Source organism: Streptomyces coryli (assembly GCF_011044975.1).
GTDB classification, from domain to species: domain Bacteria; phylum Actinomycetota; class Actinomycetes; order Streptomycetales; family Streptomycetaceae; genus Streptomyces; species Streptomyces coryli.
In genome coordinates this window covers 19,133-37,103 of the sequence record NZ_JAAKZV010000019.1, presented here as the reverse complement: position 1 = coordinate 37,103, position 17,971 = coordinate 19,133, and the positions used below count along the sequence as shown (strand labels likewise).

Genomic DNA, 17,971 nt, shown 5'->3' with positions numbered 1-17,971 from the left:
CGATGCAAGGCCGGCAGGCCGTCTATGGCCACACCAAGCAATAAAGCTGATGCCCCGCCTCATGCAGCCGGTCCGCGAAGTCCTGCCACTCGTGGAGCATCTGATAGACCGCGAAGGCATCGCGGGGCCCACCCCGGTCCGGGACCGTGGACCAGATGAAGGCGGCCGCGCCGACCGCTTCCTCGCCGATGCCGCGGAGGGGGTCGACGACCGTCATCGGGAGGCGCACCACCGCGTAGTCGGGGTGCAGGACGACGAGCTCGAGCGGCGGGACCTTGTGGAGGGGTATGCCCTCGATGCCGGTGAGGACCATCGCCGCCATCGTCTCCGGCTTGATCTTGGAGAACATGCCCTGGCCCAGCTCGTCGCCGCCGAGCTCCTCGGGGCGCATCGAGATCGGGACGCGGGCGGCGGTGGCGCCGTCGGGGGCGCCGAAGTACTTATAGGTCACACCCATGCGGCCGCTCCGGCCGGCAGAACCGCTCTCGGAGGGTCGTCGGTGGCGGCCAGACTTGGCTCGCCGGGGGCCTGGCCCTCGGTCATCCGTCCCTTCGCCAATGTCGCCACCGCGATGCATATCTCCACCCGACCACTCGCAGCCCCCGCCGCGCAACCCGATCATCGTCTCAGAGTCCTCCCCAGAGGATCGGCCGCGAAACGCCCCTGAAGCGCCTTACTCCACGGCTCTGAGAACATGGCTTGCGTGACTTACTCGTACCAGGCTCCAGTCTCGCAGACGCTCTTCGACCGCGCGGCCGTCGTGACACCCGGCGGCGTGAACTCTCCGGTGCGCGCCTTCCGCGCCGTGGGAGGTACGCCCCGATTCATGGTGTCGGGTACGGGTCCGTACCTGACCGACGCCGACGGGCGCGAATACGTCGATCTTGTGTGCTCGTGGGGACCGATGATCCTCGGCCACTCGCACCCCGAGGTCATCGCCGCCGTGCAGGACGCGGTCGCGCGCGGCACCTCCTTCGGCACCCCGGGCGAGGGCGAGGTCGAGCTCGCCGAGGAGATCGTCCGGCGCATCCAGCCCGTTGAGCAGGTACGACTCGTGTCCTCCGGGACCGAGGCGACCATGAGCGCCATCCGGCTCGCCCGCGGGTTCACCGGGCGGGCGAAGGTGATCAAGTTCGCCGGGTGCTACCACGGCCACGTCGACGCGCTGCTCGCCGCGGCCGGCTCCGGGGTGGCGACTTTCGGCCTCCCGGACACGCCGGGCGTCACCGGGGCGCAGGCCGGTGAGACGGTTGTCCTTCCGTATAACGATTTGGCAGCCGTCCGCGCCGCCTTCGAGGCGCACCCCGGCGAGATCGCCTGTGTGATCACCGAGGCGTCGCCCGGGAACATGGGCGTGGTGCCGCCGGGGGAGGGCTTCAACCAGGGGCTCAAGGACCTGTGCCAGGAGTTCGGCGCCCTCTTCATCTCCGACGAGGTGATGACCGGGTTCCGTACCAGCAAGGCCGGCTGGTTCGGCGTCGACGGTGTCGTGCCCGACCTGATGACCTTCGGCAAGGTGATGGGCGGCGGCTTCCCGGCCGCGGCCTTCGGTGGCCGGAAGGATGTCATGGCGCACCTCGCGCCCGCCGGGCCCGTCTACCAGGCAGGCACCCTTTCCGGTAACCCCGTCGCCACCGCCGCGGGCGTCGCGCAGCTGCGGCTGCTGGACGACGCCGCGTACGAGAAGGTGAACGCCGTCTCGCGGCAGCTGCAGGGGCTGGTGCACGACGCGCTCAGCAAGGAGGGCGTGCCGCACCAGGTGCAGAACGCGTCCAACATGTTCTCGGTCTTCTTCTCCGAGACGCCGGTCACGGACTACGCCTCCGCCAAGGCGCAGCAGGCCGAGCGCTTCACGCCCTTCTTCCACTCGATGCTGGAGCAGGGCGTCTATCTGCCGCCGTCCGCCTTCGAGTCCTGGTTCGTCTCCACCGCCCACGACGACCGCGCCGTCCAGCGGATCGCCGACGCGCTGCCCGCGGCGGCCCGGGCGGCGGCGGAAGCGAGCGCATGATGGCTGCCATGGGCAACGAAGGCCATAAAGGCACCAGCAGCGACAAGGACATCACCGTCGTGCACGTCATGCGGCACGGCGAGGTGCACAACCCGGACGGCATCCTGTACGGGCGGGCGCCCGGCTACCACCTCTCCGACCTCGGCCGGAAGATGGCCGAGCGGGTCGCCGAGTCCCTCGCCGGGCGCGACATCCAGTACGTCGCCGCCTCCCCGCTGGAGCGCGCGCAGGAGACCGCGGCGCCGATCGCCAAGGCGCACGGCCTGGAGATCGCCACCGACGCGCGCCTCATCGAGGCGGGGAACGTCTTCGAGGGCAAGACCTTCGGTGTCGGCGACGGCGCCCTGCGCAAGCCGGGCAACTGGCGGCACTTCTCCAACCCCTTCAAGCCCTCCTGGGGCGAGGCGTATGTGACGCAGGTCGTGCGCATGATGGGCGCCCTCGACGCCGCCAAGGACGCGGCCCGCGGGCATGAGGCGGTGGCCGTGAGCCATCAGCTGCCGATCTGGACGCTGCGGTCCTACGTCGAGGGCCGCCGGCTGTGGCACGACCCGCGCCGCCGGCAGTGCACCCTCGCGTCGCTGACCTCCTTCACGTACGAGGGCGACACGATCGTCTCCGTCGGCTACAGCGAACCCGCCCGCGACCTGGTGCCCGCGCACCTCCTCGCGGGCGCGCAGCGGCGGCTCGGCCGGGGCGCGATCCGCGGCGCGGCCGCGAACGCCACCGGCAAGAAGTAGATAGAGGGGGGTGCGCAAGATCCCCAAGTTGGGCATGGGAAACTTTTCACATGATTTTTTCGAGCGGCCCCCGAGCGCGGCGTAACGGCGCCGCGCTGGCCCTCGCCGGTGCCACCGCGATACTGCTCGCGGGCTGCGGCTCCGATGACGGCAACAAGGCGTCCGGCGGCAACAACACCCAGTTCGTCGCCGGCACCGGCAAGATCAGCACGGTCAAGGCCGCCGACCGCATCGCGGCCCCGGACATCTCCGGCAAGACCACCCACGGCGACCAGCTGAAGCTCTCCGACTTCAAGGGCAAGGTCGTCGTCATAAACGTCTGGGGCTCCTGGTGCGCCCCCTGCCGTGCCGAGGCGCCGAACCTGAAGAAGGTCGCCGACGACACCGAGGACAAGGACGTGCAGTTCCTCGGCATCAACACCCGCGACCTCGAGGTCAACCAGGCCAAGGCCTTCGACCGCAGCTTCGGGATCAAGTACCCCAGCCTGTACGACCCGGCCGGGAAGCTCATCCTGAAGTTCCCCAAGGGCACGCTGTCGCCGCAGGCCATCCCCTCCACCCTCATCCTCGACCGCGACGGCAAGATCGCCGCCCGCGCGCTGAAGCCGCTCACCGAGAAGGAGCTGCGCAAGGCGCTCGACCCGGTGGTCGCCGAGAAGCCGGCGGAGTAGTGACCTGAGGTGCTGCAGACGCTCGCGGCCGTCACCGGCGAGAACCAGACCGTACTGAGCGGGGCCCTGCTGCTGGCCCTGCCGATCGCGGTCGCCGGCGGCCTCGTCTCCTTCTTCTCCCCGTGCGTGCTGCCGCTGGTGCCCGGCTATCTGTCGTACGTCACCGGGGTCAGCGGCACCGACCTCGCGGAGGCGCGGCGCGGGCGGATGGCCATGGGCGCCGGGCTCTTCGTGCTCGGCTTCACGGCCGTCTTCGTCTCCTTCGGCACCTTCTTCGGCAGCGTCGGCTACGAGCTCAAGGAGCACCAGGAGACCATCTCCAAGGTGCTCGGGTCGCTGACCATAGTGCTCGGCCTCGCCTTCATGGGGATTCTGGGCGGGCTGACGCAGCGCGAGTTCCGTATCCACAAGAAGCCGGCCCTCGGGCTGGCGGGCGCGCCCATGCTCGGGGTGCTCTTCGGCGTCGGCTGGACGCCGTGCATCGGGCCGACGCTGGCCGCGGTGCTGACGCTGTCCACGAACGAGGCCAGCGCCGGGCGCGGCGCGCTGCTCACGGTGGCGTACTGCGTCGGGCTCGGGCTGCCCTTCGTGCTCGCCGCGATCGCCTTCCGGCGGGCGCTCGGCGCCTTCAGCTGGGTCAAGCAGCATTACGTGTGGGTCATGCGGATCGGCGGCGGCATGCTCGTCGCGGTCGGCATCCTGCTCGTCACGGGGGTCTGGGACCGCATCGTCTACGACATGCAGGTCTGGTCGTCGAACTTCACTGTAGGGATCTGATCCATGTCCACGACCGACCAGCGTGGGGCCACCACCGATTCTGATCTCGAGGCCGCCACCTCCCAGCTCTCCACCGCCCCGGTGGACGAGGACGCGGCGGCCCCGCAGGGCCAAGCCGTCGCCGGATCGTTCGGCGGCGTACGCCGCCCCGGCACCGCGGGCGCCATCGCCTGGACCGGGCGCGAGATCACCGGCTGGGTGCGCTGGATCTGGCGGCAGCTGACCTCCATGCGGGTCGCGCTGATCCTGCTCTTCCTGCTCTCGCTCGGCTCGATCCCCGGCTCGCTCATCCCGCAGACCTCCGTCGACCAGATCAAGGTCGACCGCTTCCGCGAGCAGCACGAGACCCTGGCGCCGATCTACGACAAGCTGCAGCTCTTCGACGTCTACAGCTCGGTGTGGTTCTCGGCGATCTACATCCTGCTGTTCATCTCCCTCGCCGGCTGCATCGTGCCGCGCTCCTGGCAGTTCGTCGGCCAGCTGCGCGCCAAGCCGCCGAAGGCGCCGCGGCGCCTCGACCGGCTCCCGGCGTACACCACCTGGCAGACCGAGAAGCCGGCCGACGAGGTCCTCGAAGCCGCCCAGCGGATGATGAAGAAGCGCCGCTTCCGCGCCTATACGAGCGGCGGCGCGGTCGCGGCCGAGAAGGGCTATCTGCGCGAGGCGGGCAATCTGCTCTTCCACATCGCGCTCTTCGTGCTGCTCATCGCCTTCGCGGTGGGGCAGCTGTGGAAGGCCGACGGCGGCAAGCTGGTGATGGAGGGCGACGGCTTCTCCAACACGCTCACCCAGTACGACGACTTCCGGCCCGGCACCTTCTCCGGCGCCGAGGACCTCGACCCCTTCGGCTTCACGCTCAACGACTTCACCGCGAAGTTCGCCCGCAGCGGCCCGCAGAAGGGCTCCGCCCGCGAATTCCGCGCCGACGTCACCTGGTGGAAGGGCGCCGACGGCAAGCCGCAGAAGTCCGCGATCCGCTCGAACCACCCGCTGACCGTCGACGACACCAAGATCTATCTGATGAGCCACGGCTACGCGCCCGTGGTCACGGTCACCGACGGCAAGGGCGAGACGGCGTACAAGGGCCCGGTTCCGTTCCTGCCGCAGGACGGCAACCTGACCTCGTCCGGCGCCATCAAGGTCACCGACGCCAAGGACAAGAACGGCAAGAAGGACCAGCTGGCCTTCCAGGGCTTCTTCGTCCCGACGTACGGCGGCAAGGGCTCCGGGTCGATGTTCTCCCAGTTCCCCGAGCCCGACTATCCGGTGCTCTTCCTCACCGCCTACCACGGCGACCTGGGCCTGGACGCGGGCATCCCGCAGAACGTCTACCAGCTCGAGACCAAGAACATGAAGCAGTTCAAGCGCAAGGGCGGCGGGCCGCTCGCGCAGATGATGCTGCCCGGCGAGACCATGAAGCTGCCGAACGGCGCGGGCTCGCTGAAGTTCGAGGGCTACGAGCAGTGGGCCAGCTTCCAGATCTCCCAGCAGAAGGGCAACGGCTGGGCGCTCGGCGGCGCCATGGCCGCCATCTTCGGCCTCGCCGGGTCGCTGTTCATCCAGCGGCGCCGGGTGTGGGTGCGGGCGTCAGAGGACGCCGACGGCCGTACGACGGTGGAGCTCGCCGGGCTCGGCCGCAGCGAGAGCGCGAAGCTGCCCGAGGAACTCGCTGATCTTGCGGTGGCGCTGCACCCGGCGGCGCCGCCCGTATCCGAAGACCAGGAAGAAGGAGCGCGAGCGTGAACATCGCTGCCGCGACCAACGAGAATCTGGCGAACATCAGCAATTATCTGGTGTATTCGGCCATGGCCGTCTACGTGCTGGCCTTCCTCGCGCACATCGCCGAGTGGGTCTTCGGCAGCCGCAGCAAGGTCGGGAAGACCGCCGCCGCGCTGACCGCGGCCGACGCCGCTCCCGCCGACTCGGTGAAGGTCGCCGTCAAGCAGGCCGGCGGCACCGCGGTGCTGGAGCGGCCGAAGGTCGTCACCCGCTCCGCCGCCGGCACCCGCGACGTGCCCGACGGCCCGGGCGCGGCGGCCGGCGACGAACAGGGTGATCTCTACGGGCGCTTCGCGATCTCGCTGACCGTGCTGGCGTTCCTGCTGCACTTCGCCGGGGTGTTCACCCGCGGCTGGTCGGTGCAGCGCGCCCCGTGGGGCAACATGTACGAGTTCTCCACCACCTTCTCGATGGTGGCCGTGGGCGCGTATCTGATCTTCCTGGCGGCGAAGAAGAACGTCCGCTGGATGGGCCTGCCGCTGATCACCACGGTGCTGCTCGACCTCGGTCTCGCGGTCACCGTCCTCTACACCGAGTCCGACCAGCTGGTCCCGGCCCTCGACTCGTACTGGCTGTGGATCCACGTCTCGCTCGCGATCACCTGCGGCGCGCTCTTCTACCTGGGCGCGGTCGCGACGATCCTCTACCTCTTCCGCGACCGCTTCGAGGCCAAGGTCGCCGACCCGAGCGGCCCGCAGCCCGGCTCGTTCGCCAAGTCGGTGCTGTCCCGGATGCCGGCGGCGGCGTCGCTGGACAAGTTCGCGTACCGGGTGAACGCGGCCGTCTTCCCGTTCTGGACCTTCACCATCGTGGCGGGCGCGATCTGGGCCGAGAGCGCCTGGGGCCGCTACTGGGGCTGGGACCCCAAGGAGGTCTGGTCCTTCATCACCTGGGTCGTCTACGCCTGCTACCTGCACGCGCGCGCCACGGCCGGCTGGAAGGGCCGCAAGGCGGCGTATCTCGCGATCGTCGCGTTCCTGTGCTTCCTCTTCAACTACTACGGCGTGAACATGTTCGTCGACGGGCTGCACTCGTACTCGGGGGTCTAGTCCGGGAGTTCCGGGAACCCCACACGCCTCCGCGGACAGGGGAGGGGTGTGGGGTCAACTCTGAGAGCACGGATCAGGGCGGGGGACGCGGACGCGTTCGGAGAAGTCTTCGACGCGTACGCGCGGTCCGTCTACAACCACGCCTACCGCCTGACCGGCGACTGGGCCACCGCCGAGGACGTCGTCTCGCTGACGTTCCTGGAGGCGTGGCGGCTGCGCGAGCGGGTGGAGGCGGAGGGCGGTTCGTTACGGCCCTGGCTGCTCGGGATCGCCACCAACACCGCCCGTAATACCCGCCGCGGCCTGCGCCGGCACGCCGCCGCGATGGACCGGCTGCCGCGCGACCGGACCGCCGAGCCGGACTTCGCCGACGACGTCGCGGGGCGGCTCGACGACCTCGCGCGGATCGCGTCCGTACGGGACGCGGTGCTGCGGCTGCGCCGGCAGGAGCGCGAGGTCTTCGCGCTGTGTGCGTGGGCGGAGCTTTCCTACGAGGACGCGGCGGACGCGCTCGGCATTCCGGTGGGCACGGTGCGCTCCCGGCTGTCCCGGGCCCGTACCAAACTCGCGGCCGAGCTGGGCGTGGAACCGCCGGGCAGTGGCGGACAGCTGAGAGGTGGCCGCAAACCTGCGGCGAGGCCCACCCCGGAGGGACAGCGATGAACGACTTCCCGACCAACCCCGAAAGGGACCTTCCGCCGGGCCGTCACCTCCTGCTGAAGGAGCACCTGATGCGCGAGATCCGGCAGTCCGAAGCCCCTGTCCAGAAGCGCCGCCCGTGGCTGCGCCCCGCGATCGCCGCCGGGGCGGTCGCGACGGTGGCGGCCGGCCTGATCGTCGGTCTTGAGTCCGGCGACCCGGCCGGCGACGTCCCCGCGCGGGGCGAGCCCGCGACTCAACTGCTGCACCGCATCGCCGCGGTGGCGGCCGCGGAGCCGGCGCCGCGCGAGGTGCGGGACGACCAGTTCATGTACATCCGGAGCAAGATCTCGTACGACTCGGTCAAGGGCGAGCCGTGCAAGCTGAAGCCCGCCACCGAGCGCGAGATCTGGGAATCGGTGGACGGCAGGCACGACGGCCTGCTGCGCGACCGGCGGGTCTTCCCGAAGGACGAGAAGCTGCGCTGGCAGGAGTCGTACGGCGGCAAGGACGCCGACAACTACCGCGAGTACGAGAAGCTGCCCACCACCACCAAGGGCATGTACGACTGGCTCTACGAGAAGCGCGACGCCGAGAAGACCACGGACGCGGCCGCCTTCACGCTGGTCGGCGACACGATCCGGGAGTCCGTCCTGCCGCCGAAGGTGAGCGCCGCCATGTACCGGGCGACCGCGAAGATCCCGGGCGTGACCGTGGTCAACGACGCCGTCGACTTCCTCGGCCGCCCCGGGGTCGCGATCACCCGCCAGGCGAACCACGGCGTCGAGACCCGGGTCGAGCTGATCTTCGACAAGAAGACCCTGGAATACCTCGGCGAACGCGAGGTCCTCCTCGAGGGCCGCACCGACGGCGAGCCGGAACTCGCCTGCGAGCCGGGCACGGTCCTGGGCACCAGCGCCAACCTGCAGCGCGCCATCGTCGACAGGCCGGGGCAGCGCCCGTAACCCTGGCGGTCAGCCGACTGCGATCGCGTTCAGTTTGTCGCGGAGGTAGGCGTGCGAGTCGACGGGCTCGTACGCCACCCGCCCGGTCGGGGCCGGGACGGATTCGACGCGGGTGGCCGGGTCGCATTCGTAGAAGTAGACCAGCGACATCAGCTCCTCCGCGGGGGTGTCCGCCGGGGGTGGGAGGACGCGGTGGCGGCCTGAGCGCCAGCGGTCGCCGGTCCAGCGGGCCATCAGGTCGCCGATGTTGATGGTGAAGGCGTCGGCGTCGTACGGGGCGTCCTCCCAGCCGCCGGCGTCCGTGTGGACCTGGAGGCCGCCCTTGCCCTGCTGCCGGTCGAGGACCGTGACCGTGCCGAAGTCCGTATGCGGGCCGATGCGGAACTGGCCGGGGGCCGGGGCGCCGACGACCTCGGTGCCGGGGTACCAGTTGACGTTGAAGCCCCAGGTGGGGTGGCTGGTGTGCCGGGTGAAGAAGTCGGGCTCCGCGCCCAGCGCCACCGCGAGCAGCTCCAGCAGCTCGTCGGACAGCGCCCGCATCTGCGCGAGATACGTCTCCACCAGCTCGCGCAGCCGCGGCGCCTCCGCGGGCCAGACGTTCGGCAGGAACCACTCCGCGTCCACCGCCGCGTCCCCGGTCGGCTCCTCGGCGGCGAGGGACCAGGACTCCTTGAGGTCCGGCGGGGTCTCGGTCCCCTCCGCGTAGCCGTTCGCCTCCGCGCCCGGGCCGAGCCAGCCGCGGCCGCCGACCTTGACCGCGTACGGCTCCTTCACGGCGGGCGGCAGCCGGAAGAACTCCCTTGCCGCGTCCCGGATTTCGGTACGCAGGGACGGGTCCACGCCGTGGCCGGTGACCAGCAGGAAGCCGGCCGTCTGCAGCGCTTCGTCGACGGTCGCCGCGATCCGGGCGCGCTCCGCCGGGTCGCCGGCGCGCCACGGGGCGAGATCAATGGTGGGAATGCCGCTCATGCGCCGATGTCCTCGTTCCACAGGTCGGGGTGCTTCTCGATGAAGTCGGCCATCATGGCCGCGCACTCGGGGTCGTCCAGCAGCACGATCTCCACACCGTGCTCCGCCAGCCAGTCATGGCCGCCGTGGAAGGTCCGCGCCTCGCCGATCACCACCCGCGAGATGCCGAACTGCCGCACCAGACCGCTGCAGTACCAGCACGGCGACAGCGTCGTCACCATCGTCGTGCCTTTGTACGTCCGCTGCCGCCCGGCCGCGCGGAAGGCGGCGGTCTCCGCGTGCAGCGACGGATCGCCGTCCTGCACCCGGCGGTTGTGGCCGCGGCCGAGCAGTTCGCCGCCGGGGCCGTAGAGGGCGGCGCCGATGGGAATGCCACCTTCGGCGAGTCCGGCCCGGGCCTCGTCGACCGCGGTCGCCAGCATGCGGTGTGCGTCCATGCCCACCACTCTCCGCGGCGGGAAACACCACGGCAACGTGCGACACGTACTCTCCGGGCGTCCCCGCCCCCGACGAAGTGTCCGCCCTGTTCCCGCAAGGGAGGCCCAGTCCATGGCCGCACTCACCCTCCGCGAGATCCTCACCCTCGACACGGTCCGCGAAGCGGCGCCCGAAGTCCTGGCCGGCGCGAGCGCGTTGGACCACCCGGTGCGCTGGGTGCACTCCAGCGAGGTGTACGAGGCGGTGTCCTTCCTCGACGGCGGCGAGCTGCTGCTCACCAACGGCTTCGGCATCCGCACCGCCGACGCGGAGACCCGCCGCGCGTACGTCCGCGAGCTGGCCGCCCGCGGCGTGGCGGGCGTCGCCGTCGAGGTGGGGCGCGGGCTCGCCGCGATGCCGGAGGAGATCGTCGCCGAGAGCCGCCGGCTCGGCCTGCCGCTGATCGCGCTGCACCGGGTGGTGCCGTTCGTCCGCATCACCCAGGCCGCCAACACCGTCATCGTCACCCGGCTGCTCACCGCCGCCACCCGGCACCACCCGCCGGGCGGCGACGCGGCGGCCGCGCTGCTCGCCGACCTCGCGGAGGGGCGGGCGCTCAACCAGCCCGAGGTGACGGCTCGTTCCGCGCTGGCCGGGTTCCGGCCGCCCGCCGGGCACCGGCTGGTCGGGGTCTGCCTGCACGGGCCCGCGGCGGCCGCGCGGGGGGTGCTGGACGGGGCGGTGCGGGCCTTGGGCTTCGGCGGCGTGCTGCGAGCCGCTTTCCCGGGCGACACCCTCGCGCTGCTGGCGGTGCCGCCGCCGGAGCGGGGCGGGGAGGCGGTGCGGGCGGTACGGGCGGCGCTGGCGCAGGCAGCTGCGGGGGTGAAGGGCGGATCGACCGCGCCGTCCGGGATGACCGCGCCGTCCGCGACGATGGCGCCCTCCGGGAGCCCCGCCCCCGCCCGCATCACCGCCGCCCTCGGCCACTCCATCCCCGCCGGTGGCGGCTGGCTGCGCTGGAGCGAGACCTTGCGCGCGGCCCGGGAGACCCTCGAACTGGCGCTGACCGTCCCGGACCCCGAGCCCGCGACCGCGCCCGCCGAGCCCGCCACCGACGGCGACCGGACCCCGCGGATCGTCTCCGCCGGCGCCCTCGCGCTCGAACGCGAGCTGACCCGCGGCGGGTTGGAGGCGAACCGGGCCCGCCTCGCCCGCCTCGCCGACGACGCGCTCGGCCCGCTGGTCGCCTGGGACGCGGCGCACCCGAGCGACCTCGTCCGCACCCTGGAGGTGCACCTGCGGCACGGCTGCAGCCCGACCCGTACCGCCGCGCTGCTGCACATCGGCCGCCAGTCGCTCTACCAGCGCCTCGAACGCATCGAGTCGCTGCTCGGCGTCCCGGTCACCGACCCCGAGCAGCACACCGCCTTCCTGGTGGCGGCGTGCGCTCACCGCATCCTGGCGGGGGCTTCGGAGGCCTCCGTCGCGGCGGTCACGCCCTTGCCCAGCAGCGGCCTGAGCGCGGCGTAGACGACAGCCCCGACCACGAAGCCGACGACGCACGTCAGGTCGCCGATGTCGGGCCAGCGCTCGGCGGCCCAGCCGACGTACTTCTCCTGGTTGGAGAAGAGCGGCACCGATACGGCGATGCCCGCGAGCATCGCGATCGGGCCCGCCCAGTTGCGGTGCGCGGGATCGGCGATGCGGGCGGCGAGCACGGCGTCGTCCGTACGCCGGGACAGCACCCGCTCGGTCAGCGTCACGGCCAGCCAGGGCGCCACCCAGTACGCGATGACCAGCAGGAACGCCTCATACGCATGCCCCGCGTCCGCCAGCGAAGCCCACGCCGCCGCGGTGCCGCCCGCGCCGGCGACGACGCACAGCGTGGCGCGGTTCAGCCACGGCGGGAGCTTCAGGCCGAGGGCGGTGATGGAGATGGCGGAGGAGTAGATGTTGAGGGCGTTGGCGGAGAGCGCGCCCAGCACGATGCCGACGAGGACGAGATTGCCGAGCCAGCCGGGCAGCTGCGCGGTGAACGCGTCGGTGGGGGAGGCCCCTTCGGGCGCGGCGACGGTCGCGGAGGCGGCGCCGGTGACGGCGACGACGGAGATCGACACGAACATCCCGAGCGCCGGGAAGAGCGCCGTGGCCTTGGACTTGGCGGCGGCGCGCGGCAGATAGCGGGCGTAGTCGGCGGCGTACGGATTCCAGCCCGCCGCGTACCCGAAGGCGGCGCTGAACGCGAGCAGGAAGCCCGCGGTGGTGCCGGGCCCGCCCGCGGCCGCCGGGGCGCCGAGGTCCGCGCCGCTGATGATCCACCCCGCCGCCAGCAGGAAGACGATGCCGAGCACCGGGAAGGCGTAACGCTCAAAGGTGTGCACGAAGTTGTGCCCGACGAAGCCGATCGCGATCTCGGCGGCGACGACGAGCAGCAGGCTGGGCAGCGGCCGCAGCCCGGTGAGGGTGTTGAGCGCGAAGGCGGCGCTGACGGAGTTCACGGCGAACCAGCCGACCCCGGCGACGGCGGCATTGAGCGAAGCGGGCAGCACATTCCCCGTACGCCCGAAGGCGATCCGCCCGGCGACCATCTGCGGCACCCCGAACCGCGGCCCGTCGAGACTGAGCACCCCGTGCGCGGCGGCCCCGCAGGCGGTCCCGAGGATGAGCGCGGCAGCAGCCTGCCAAAAGCTCAGCCCGAAGAAGAGAACGGAGATGACCCCGATATAAACGGTCGCGAACTCCAGCTGCGGCGACGCCCACGTCCACAACAACTGCAGCGGCGTGCCATGCCGCTCGGCATCAGGAATGGGCTCGGCCCCGGCGGTCTCGACGGCGGTGACCTTGCCGCCATAACCGGCGGCGGCGGAGGCGGTGGCGGACGATGCACTGGCCGAGGCGGCATCGGAGGCGGCAGTCATCCCGCCAGTGTCAGCGCGCAGTTCCCCCGCGCCAACGGTCAGCGTGTCCGCACTGGGCGGGGGCCGGACGTACGGACCGTCAGCCGGAGCGGTGGATGTACTCGGTGGGCTGCTGGGTGTGCTTGGCGATGGCCAGTATGTCCTTGTCGCAGTGCAGGAGCGTCAGGTCCGACAGCTCTGCGGTGGCCGCGATGAGGAGGTCGATGGGGCCGGCGCCGCGGTGTTCCCCGTGGCGGATGAGGAGCTGCTGGACTTCAAGGGCGCGCTGATAGACGCCGTCGGGTGTCGGCACCCACGGAAACACGTCGCGCAGGACGGTGCGCAGGCGGGTGCCGTGCCCGGTGGACATCGCGGAGCGCATCACCTCCAGCTCCGTGATGTCGCCGAGGCCGACGATTCCGGTTGCGACGGTGTCGTTCCAGCCGAGGTCGTTGGCCGGGTCGCGCAGGATGAGATGGACTGCCGAGGTGTCGGCCAGGTACTTCACGCCACATCCTGGCCCGGGTCGCTGCTGGGGCGGTACCTGGTCTTGTCGCCGAGCATGTCGAGGTCCAGTGCGCCCTCCTCGACGGCGAGGCGCTGCAACTCCCGCAAAGCCGCGGCCCGGTCCAGGCGTTCGGTCACCTCTGCCAAGGCCCGGTTGACGGTGTCCTTCTTGGTCTTGGTGCCGAACGCCGCCTGCGCCTTGGCGAGGGCTTCTTCATCGATGTCGATGAGCATCTTCGTCATGGCCACCCCTGTCGTATATACGAGAGGTTAGCACGTCTATATTCAGCGGCCGTCCTCAGGCCCCTGGCCGTCCTCGTTGCGGCGTTTGTCGTCGTCGAGGGAGCGGAGGAAGTCCGGGTTGTCGTCCGGGGCGACCCAGCCGCCGCGGCGCGGGCCGCGGCCGCGGGAGGAGCCGCCGCCCGCTGCGGCGATCCGAGGGCCGCGGGGGCGGCCGGCGAAGAGCCACGCAAGCGGGCCGAACAACACCGTGCCGAAGAGAACGATGATCGCGACCCACACCAGCTTCGGGAGGTTGCGGACTTCCTTCTCCGGGGTGTTGAGGCAGTCGATGAAGGCATAGATCCACAGCGCCAGGACCAGCAGGAACGGCAGATACCTGAGCATGTCGCGGACCCCTTGACGGTGCGGCGGTGCGGTGTGCTCCGTCCAGGGTACGGGCCACGCCCCCGTTACCGGCCCGGGAGCTCGAAGCGGGACTCGGAAGGGGTCAGCACCGCCGTCCGCGCCGACGCCCCCCACAGCGTCCGCAGCTCGTCCGCCAGCGCCGCGACCAGCTTCGGTACGTCCTGCGCCGCCGTCTCGTGCACCGCCTCGGCGACGATCAGCACCTCCGTCGTCCCGGACCCCACCGCCGAGTACCCGGACTGCCGGTTCGTCCAGCGCCGGGCATGCGCCCGCCCGCCCGCGTCCGCGAAGGTGACCTCCCCGGGCTGCGGGTGCTCCACCGCCCCGCCGAAGGTCTCGTACGTCTCGTCCCCCTCCGCATGCCGCACCTGCAGCGGCCACGCCACCCGACCAGCGTCGATCGCCGCCACCGGGATCCCGTACGCGACGGACACCGCATTGCACAGATCCACCAGCGGATTGATCCGCGGCAGCGACCCCTCCTTCCGCAGCCGCCGCAGCAGCGACTCCGACGCACACCGGTACTGCGTCGGCTTCAGCCCCATCGCGGCAAAGGCCCGCCGCCATGCCTGGATCTCGCCGAGTTCGCTCTCCGTGCCGACGCCGGCGAGCCGCTCCCGGGCGATATCGGTGTAGACAGCGACCCGCGGGCCGCTGTCCGTAAGAGCGTCGAGTCCGGAGGCGTGCAGCACCCCGGCGACAAGACCGGGGTGGTCCGCCCACAGGGCGTCGGAGTGGTGGAAAGTGCGTGTCATGTGCCCAGCCTGGCCTGGTCAGGGCACGCGCTGAAGGGCCAAAGGGGCGGTGCTTTACGGGACCAATCAGCGGTGACGGATACTGGGCGGCATGGCTTACGACGATCTCCGCTCGCTGCTGCGGGCGCTGGAGCGCGACGGTGACCTCAAGCGGATCAAGGCCGAGGTGGATCCGTACCTCGAGGTCGGTGAGATCACCGACCGGGTCAACAAGGCGGGCGGGCCCGCGCTGCTCTTCGAGAACGTCAAGGGCGCGGCGATGCCGCTGGCCATGAACGTCTTCGGGACCGACCGGCGGCTGCTGAAGGCCCTCGGCCTGGACTCGTACGAGGACATCAGCGACAAGATCGGCGGGCTGCTGAAGCCCGAGCTGCCGCAGGGCTTCACCGGCTTCCGCGAGGCCTTCGGGAAGCTGGCCGGGATGACGCACGTGCCGCCGAAGAAGGTGAAGGACGCGCCGGTGCAGGAGGTGGTCCTGCAGGGCGACGACGTCGACCTCGACCAGCTCCCGGCGCTCTTCACCTGGCCGGAGGACGGCGGGTCCTTCTTCAACCTCGGGCTGACGCACACCAAGGACCCGGAGACGGGCGTACGGAATCTCGGGCTCTACCGGCTGCAGCGGCACGACCGCAACACCATCGGCATGCACTGGCAGATCCACAAGGACAGCCGGAACCACTACCAGGTGGCCGCCCGTAAGGGCGAGAAGCTGCCGGTCGCGATCGCCTTCGGCTGCCCGCCGGCCGTCACCTACGCGTCCACCGCGCCGCTCCCCGGCGACATCGACGAGTACCTCTTCGCCGGCTTCCTCCAGGGCAAGCGGATCGAGATGGTCGACTGCAAGACCGTCCCGCTGCAGGTCCCGGCCAATGCCGAGGTCGTCATCGAGGGCTGGCTGGAGCCCGGTGAGATGCTCCCGGAGGGCCCCTTCGGCGACCACACCGGCTTCTACACCCCGCAGGAGCCCTTCCCGGCCCTGACCATCGACTGCGTCACCATGCGCAAGCGCCCGCTGCTCCAGTCCATCGTCGTCGGCCGCCCGCCGACCGAGGACGGGCCGCTGGGCCGCGCCACCGAGCGGTTCTTCCTTCCGCTCCTCAAGATCATCATCCCGGACATCGTGGACTACCACCTCCCCGAGGCCGGCGGCTTCCACAACTGCGCGATCGTCTCGATCGACAAGAAGTACCCGAAGCACGCGCAGAAGGTCATGCACGCCGTCTGGGGCGCGCACATGATGTCGCTGACCAAGCTGATCATCGTGGTCGACGCCGACTGCGACGTGCACGACCTGCACGAGGTTGCCTGGCGGGCGCTCGGGAACACGGACTACGCCCGCGACCTCTCCGTCGTCGAGGGCCCGGTGGACCATCTCGACCACGCCTCGTACCAGCAGTTCTGGGGCGGCAAGGCGGGCATCGACGCCACCACGAAGTGGCCCGAGGAGGGCTACGACCGCGGCTGGCCGGAGATGGTGGTCTCCGACCCGGAGACGGCGGCGAAGGTCGACCGCAGATGGAAGGAGTACGGACTCTGATGGCCGCTGCCGAAGGGGTCGTCGGGCCCGCACCACAGCCCAGCAGCAAGGTGAAGGCGTTTCTGCGCCTGGTCATGATCGAGCACTCGGTGTTCGCGCTGCCGTTCGCGTACATCGCGGCGCTCACCGCGATGTTCCAGTGGGACGAGAACATCCACTGGGGCCGGCTGCTGCTCGTCACCATCGCCATGGTCGGCCTGCGCACCTTCGCCATGGCGGCGAACCGGATCATCGACCGCGAGATCGACGCGAAGAACCCGCGCACGGCCGGGCGGGAGATCGTCACCGGCGCCGTCTCCGTACGGCAGGGGTGGACCGGCGCCGCGGTGGCGCTGGCCGTCTTCCTGGGCGCCGCGGCGCTGCTCAACCCGCTCTGCCTGGCGCTCGCGCCCATCGCGATCGTGCCGATGGTGGTCTATCCGTACGGGAAGCGGTTCACGAACTTCCCGCACGCGATCCTGGGCCTGGCCCAGGCGATGGGCCCGGTCGGCGCCTGGATCGCGATCAGCGGCAGCTGGTCCTGGGACGCGGTGATCCTCGGCCTCGCGGTCGGCATCTGGATCGGCGGCTTCGACCTCATCTTCGGCTGCCAGGACGTGGCCGCGGACCGCGCCCACGGCGTGAAGTCGGTCCCGGCCCGCTTCGGTATCCCGGCCGCGCTGTACGGCGCCCGCGCCTGCCATGTGGTCACGGTGCTGCTCTTCGCCTGGTACGCGCTGGCCACCGACGCGGGCGGGTTCTTCTGGTTCGGCCTGGTCATCGTGGCGGTGGCCTTCGTCTACGAGCACAGCCTGGTCAAGCCGGGCGACCTGAGCCGCCTGAACCGAGCCTTCTTCACCGTCAACGGCTTCATCGGCATCGCGCTCTTCGTCTGCGCGCTGCTGGATCTGCTGGTCAGGGGCCTGACGATCTGACGGCCGGCGGCCGCCGGCCGAGACCTCATCGCGCCGGAAGCCGCGCGACGCCTGTCGCAAGAGCAACGGGCGGGTGGGTTGGATCAGCGTTTGAACAGCTTCGGCATGCGCCGGTCGCTGAAGAAGAACGCTGCCGCCACGCCGCCGATCAGGCCGAAGAGGTGGCCCTGCCAGGAGATCGCCTCGTTGGTCGGGAAGGCGCCGGCGAGGATCGACCAGTACAGGACCGCCACCACCACGCCGATCAGCACGTCCGTGACCCGCTTGTCCACGAAGCCGCGGACCACGAGATAGCCGAAGAGGCCGAAGACGACGCCGGAGGCGCCCGCCGTGTTGGAGTCGGGCGGGGCGATGAACCACACCCCGAGCCCGCTGATGATCATGATCGTGAGGATCACGCCCACGAACACCTTCAGCCCCCGCAGCGCCGCGAGGAAGCCGAGCACCAGCAGCGGCACCGTATTCGCCGCCAGGTGGCTGAAGCCGAAGTGCATGAAGGACGCCGGGATCACATCGCGCAGCTCGCCGAAGTCCCGCGCCTGGATGCCGAACGTGTCCAGCGCATGTCCCGTGATGCTGTCGATGCCCTCGAGCAGCCACAGCAGCGCCACCCACGCCGCCATGAAGACGAGCGCCTGCTTGGCTCGCTGACCGCCCTGCCGGGCGGTGAATCGGGAGCCAGTACCACCGTCAGGT

Annotated in this window: 20 protein-coding genes; 11 read left to right on the top strand and 9 right to left on the bottom strand. The window is 70.8% G+C overall.

Translation table 11 applies throughout. The features are described from left to right. Nucleotides 1–22: 22 nt before the first annotated feature. Nucleotides 23–577: a hypothetical protein gene (locus tag G5C51_RS07255; RefSeq protein ID WP_165233584.1), complete on the bottom strand. Its 555-nt coding sequence runs from the start codon at nt 575–577 to the stop codon at nt 23–25. 117 nt (nt 578–694) lie between these two features. On the opposite strand from G5C51_RS07255, the gene hemL reads away from it, so the two are divergent. The 8 genes from hemL to G5C51_RS07215 are packed head-to-tail and all read left to right on the top strand — an operon-like array spanning nt 695 to nt 8,631. Then, nucleotides 695–2,011 (top strand): glutamate-1-semialdehyde 2,1-aminomutase, encoded by a 1,317-nt coding sequence (hemL, locus tag G5C51_RS07250; protein WP_165233581.1) that lies wholly within the window; start codon nt 695–697, stop codon nt 2,009–2,011. An 8-nt stretch (nt 2,012–2,019) separates the two neighbouring features. After that, complete coding sequence (locus G5C51_RS07245; protein ID WP_165233578.1) at nt 2,020–2,751, top strand: histidine phosphatase family protein; 732 nt, start codon at nt 2,020–2,022, stop codon at nt 2,749–2,751. A 50-nt stretch (nt 2,752–2,801) separates the two neighbouring features. Further along, on the top strand, nt 2,802–3,422 hold the full coding sequence (locus tag G5C51_RS07240; protein ID WP_165233575.1) for a TlpA family protein disulfide reductase: 621 nt from the start codon (nt 2,802–2,804) through the stop codon (nt 3,420–3,422). A gap of 12 nt (nt 3,423–3,434) precedes the next feature. Next, nucleotides 3,435–4,199, top strand: coding sequence for a cytochrome c biogenesis CcdA family protein (locus G5C51_RS07235; RefSeq protein WP_165233672.1), 765 nt, complete (start codon nt 3,435–3,437; stop codon nt 4,197–4,199). A 3-nt stretch (nt 4,200–4,202) separates the two neighbouring features. Further along, nucleotides 4,203–5,942: a cytochrome c biogenesis protein ResB gene (gene resB, locus G5C51_RS07230; RefSeq protein ID WP_165233572.1), complete on the top strand. Its 1,740-nt coding sequence runs from the start codon at nt 4,203–4,205 to the stop codon at nt 5,940–5,942. After that, nucleotides 5,939–7,027, top strand: coding sequence for a c-type cytochrome biogenesis protein CcsB (gene ccsB / locus G5C51_RS07225; RefSeq protein ID WP_165233570.1), 1,089 nt, complete (start codon nt 5,939–5,941; stop codon nt 7,025–7,027). Before resB ends, ccsB begins: the two co-directional genes overlap by 4 nt. Nucleotides 7,028–7,075: 48 nt before the next feature. Further along, nucleotides 7,076–7,690 carry a sigma-70 family RNA polymerase sigma factor gene (locus G5C51_RS07220; RefSeq protein ID WP_165233567.1) on the top strand — a complete coding sequence of 205 codons (615 nt, stop codon included), beginning with the start codon at nt 7,076–7,078 and terminating at the stop codon, nt 7,688–7,690. Beyond that, nucleotides 7,687–8,631, top strand: a complete 945-nt coding sequence (locus G5C51_RS07215; protein WP_165233563.1) for a CU044_5270 family protein — start codon at nt 7,687–7,689, stop codon at nt 8,629–8,631. Before G5C51_RS07220 ends, G5C51_RS07215 begins: the two co-directional genes overlap by 4 nt. 9 nt (nt 8,632–8,640) lie before the next feature. Here the strand turns inward: G5C51_RS07215 and G5C51_RS07210 are convergent, their stop codons facing one another. Both G5C51_RS07210 and G5C51_RS07205 read right to left on the bottom strand, forming a co-directional pair. Further along, nucleotides 8,641–9,600 (bottom strand): isopenicillin N synthase family dioxygenase, encoded by a 960-nt coding sequence (locus tag G5C51_RS07210; RefSeq protein WP_165233560.1) that lies wholly within the window; start codon nt 9,598–9,600, stop codon nt 8,641–8,643. Next, a complete protein-coding gene (locus G5C51_RS07205; protein WP_165233557.1) occupies nt 9,597–10,037 on the bottom strand; it encodes a nucleoside deaminase in 441 nt (146 codons plus the stop codon). Before G5C51_RS07205 ends, G5C51_RS07210 begins: the two co-directional genes overlap by 4 nt. A 112-nt stretch (nt 10,038–10,149) precedes the next feature. Between G5C51_RS07205 and G5C51_RS07200 the strand changes: the two genes are divergently transcribed. Beyond that, nucleotides 10,150–11,547, top strand: a complete 1,398-nt coding sequence (locus tag G5C51_RS07200) for a PucR family transcriptional regulator (RefSeq protein WP_165233554.1) — start codon at nt 10,150–10,152, stop codon at nt 11,545–11,547. Here G5C51_RS07200 and G5C51_RS07195 read toward each other — a convergent pair. From G5C51_RS07195 to G5C51_RS07175, 5 genes are all read right to left on the bottom strand, one after another. Then, nucleotides 11,466–12,935 (bottom strand): purine-cytosine permease family protein, encoded by a 1,470-nt coding sequence (locus G5C51_RS07195; RefSeq protein WP_165233551.1) that lies wholly within the window; start codon nt 12,933–12,935, stop codon nt 11,466–11,468. The genes G5C51_RS07200 and G5C51_RS07195 overlap by 82 nt on opposite strands. A gap of 79 nt (nt 12,936–13,014) precedes the next feature. Then, a complete protein-coding gene (locus G5C51_RS07190) occupies nt 13,015–13,422 on the bottom strand; it encodes a PIN domain-containing protein (protein WP_165233548.1) in 408 nt (135 codons plus the stop codon). After that, nucleotides 13,419–13,664 (bottom strand): type II toxin-antitoxin system VapB family antitoxin, encoded by a 246-nt coding sequence (locus G5C51_RS07185; protein WP_165233545.1) that lies wholly within the window; start codon nt 13,662–13,664, stop codon nt 13,419–13,421. The genes G5C51_RS07190 and G5C51_RS07185 overlap by 4 nt, the downstream gene beginning before the upstream one ends. 42 nt (nt 13,665–13,706) lie before the next feature. Next, nucleotides 13,707–14,048 carry a PLD nuclease N-terminal domain-containing protein gene (locus G5C51_RS07180; protein ID WP_165233542.1) on the bottom strand — a complete coding sequence of 114 codons (342 nt, stop codon included), beginning with the start codon at nt 14,046–14,048 and terminating at the stop codon, nt 13,707–13,709. A gap of 65 nt (nt 14,049–14,113) precedes the next feature. Further along, a complete protein-coding gene (locus G5C51_RS07175) occupies nt 14,114–14,824 on the bottom strand; it encodes a B3/B4 domain-containing protein (RefSeq protein ID WP_165233539.1) in 711 nt (236 codons plus the stop codon). A gap of 91 nt (nt 14,825–14,915) precedes the next feature. Here G5C51_RS07175 and G5C51_RS07170 point away from each other — a divergent pair, with 91 nt between their 5' ends. Both G5C51_RS07170 and mqnP read left to right on the top strand, forming a co-directional pair. Continuing rightward, a complete protein-coding gene (locus tag G5C51_RS07170) occupies nt 14,916–16,361 on the top strand; it encodes a menaquinone biosynthesis decarboxylase (RefSeq protein WP_165233536.1) in 1,446 nt (481 codons plus the stop codon). Continuing rightward, a complete protein-coding gene (gene mqnP, locus G5C51_RS07165; protein WP_165233533.1) occupies nt 16,361–17,275 on the top strand; it encodes a menaquinone biosynthesis prenyltransferase MqnP in 915 nt (304 codons plus the stop codon). Before G5C51_RS07170 ends, mqnP begins: the two co-directional genes overlap by 1 nt. An 83-nt stretch (nt 17,276–17,358) precedes the next feature. Here the strand turns inward: mqnP and G5C51_RS07160 are convergent, their stop codons facing one another. After that, nucleotides 17,359–17,898, bottom strand: a complete 540-nt coding sequence (locus tag G5C51_RS07160; protein ID WP_165233669.1) for a rhomboid family intramembrane serine protease — start codon at nt 17,896–17,898, stop codon at nt 17,359–17,361. Between the last annotated feature and the right edge of the window lie 73 nt (nt 17,899–17,971).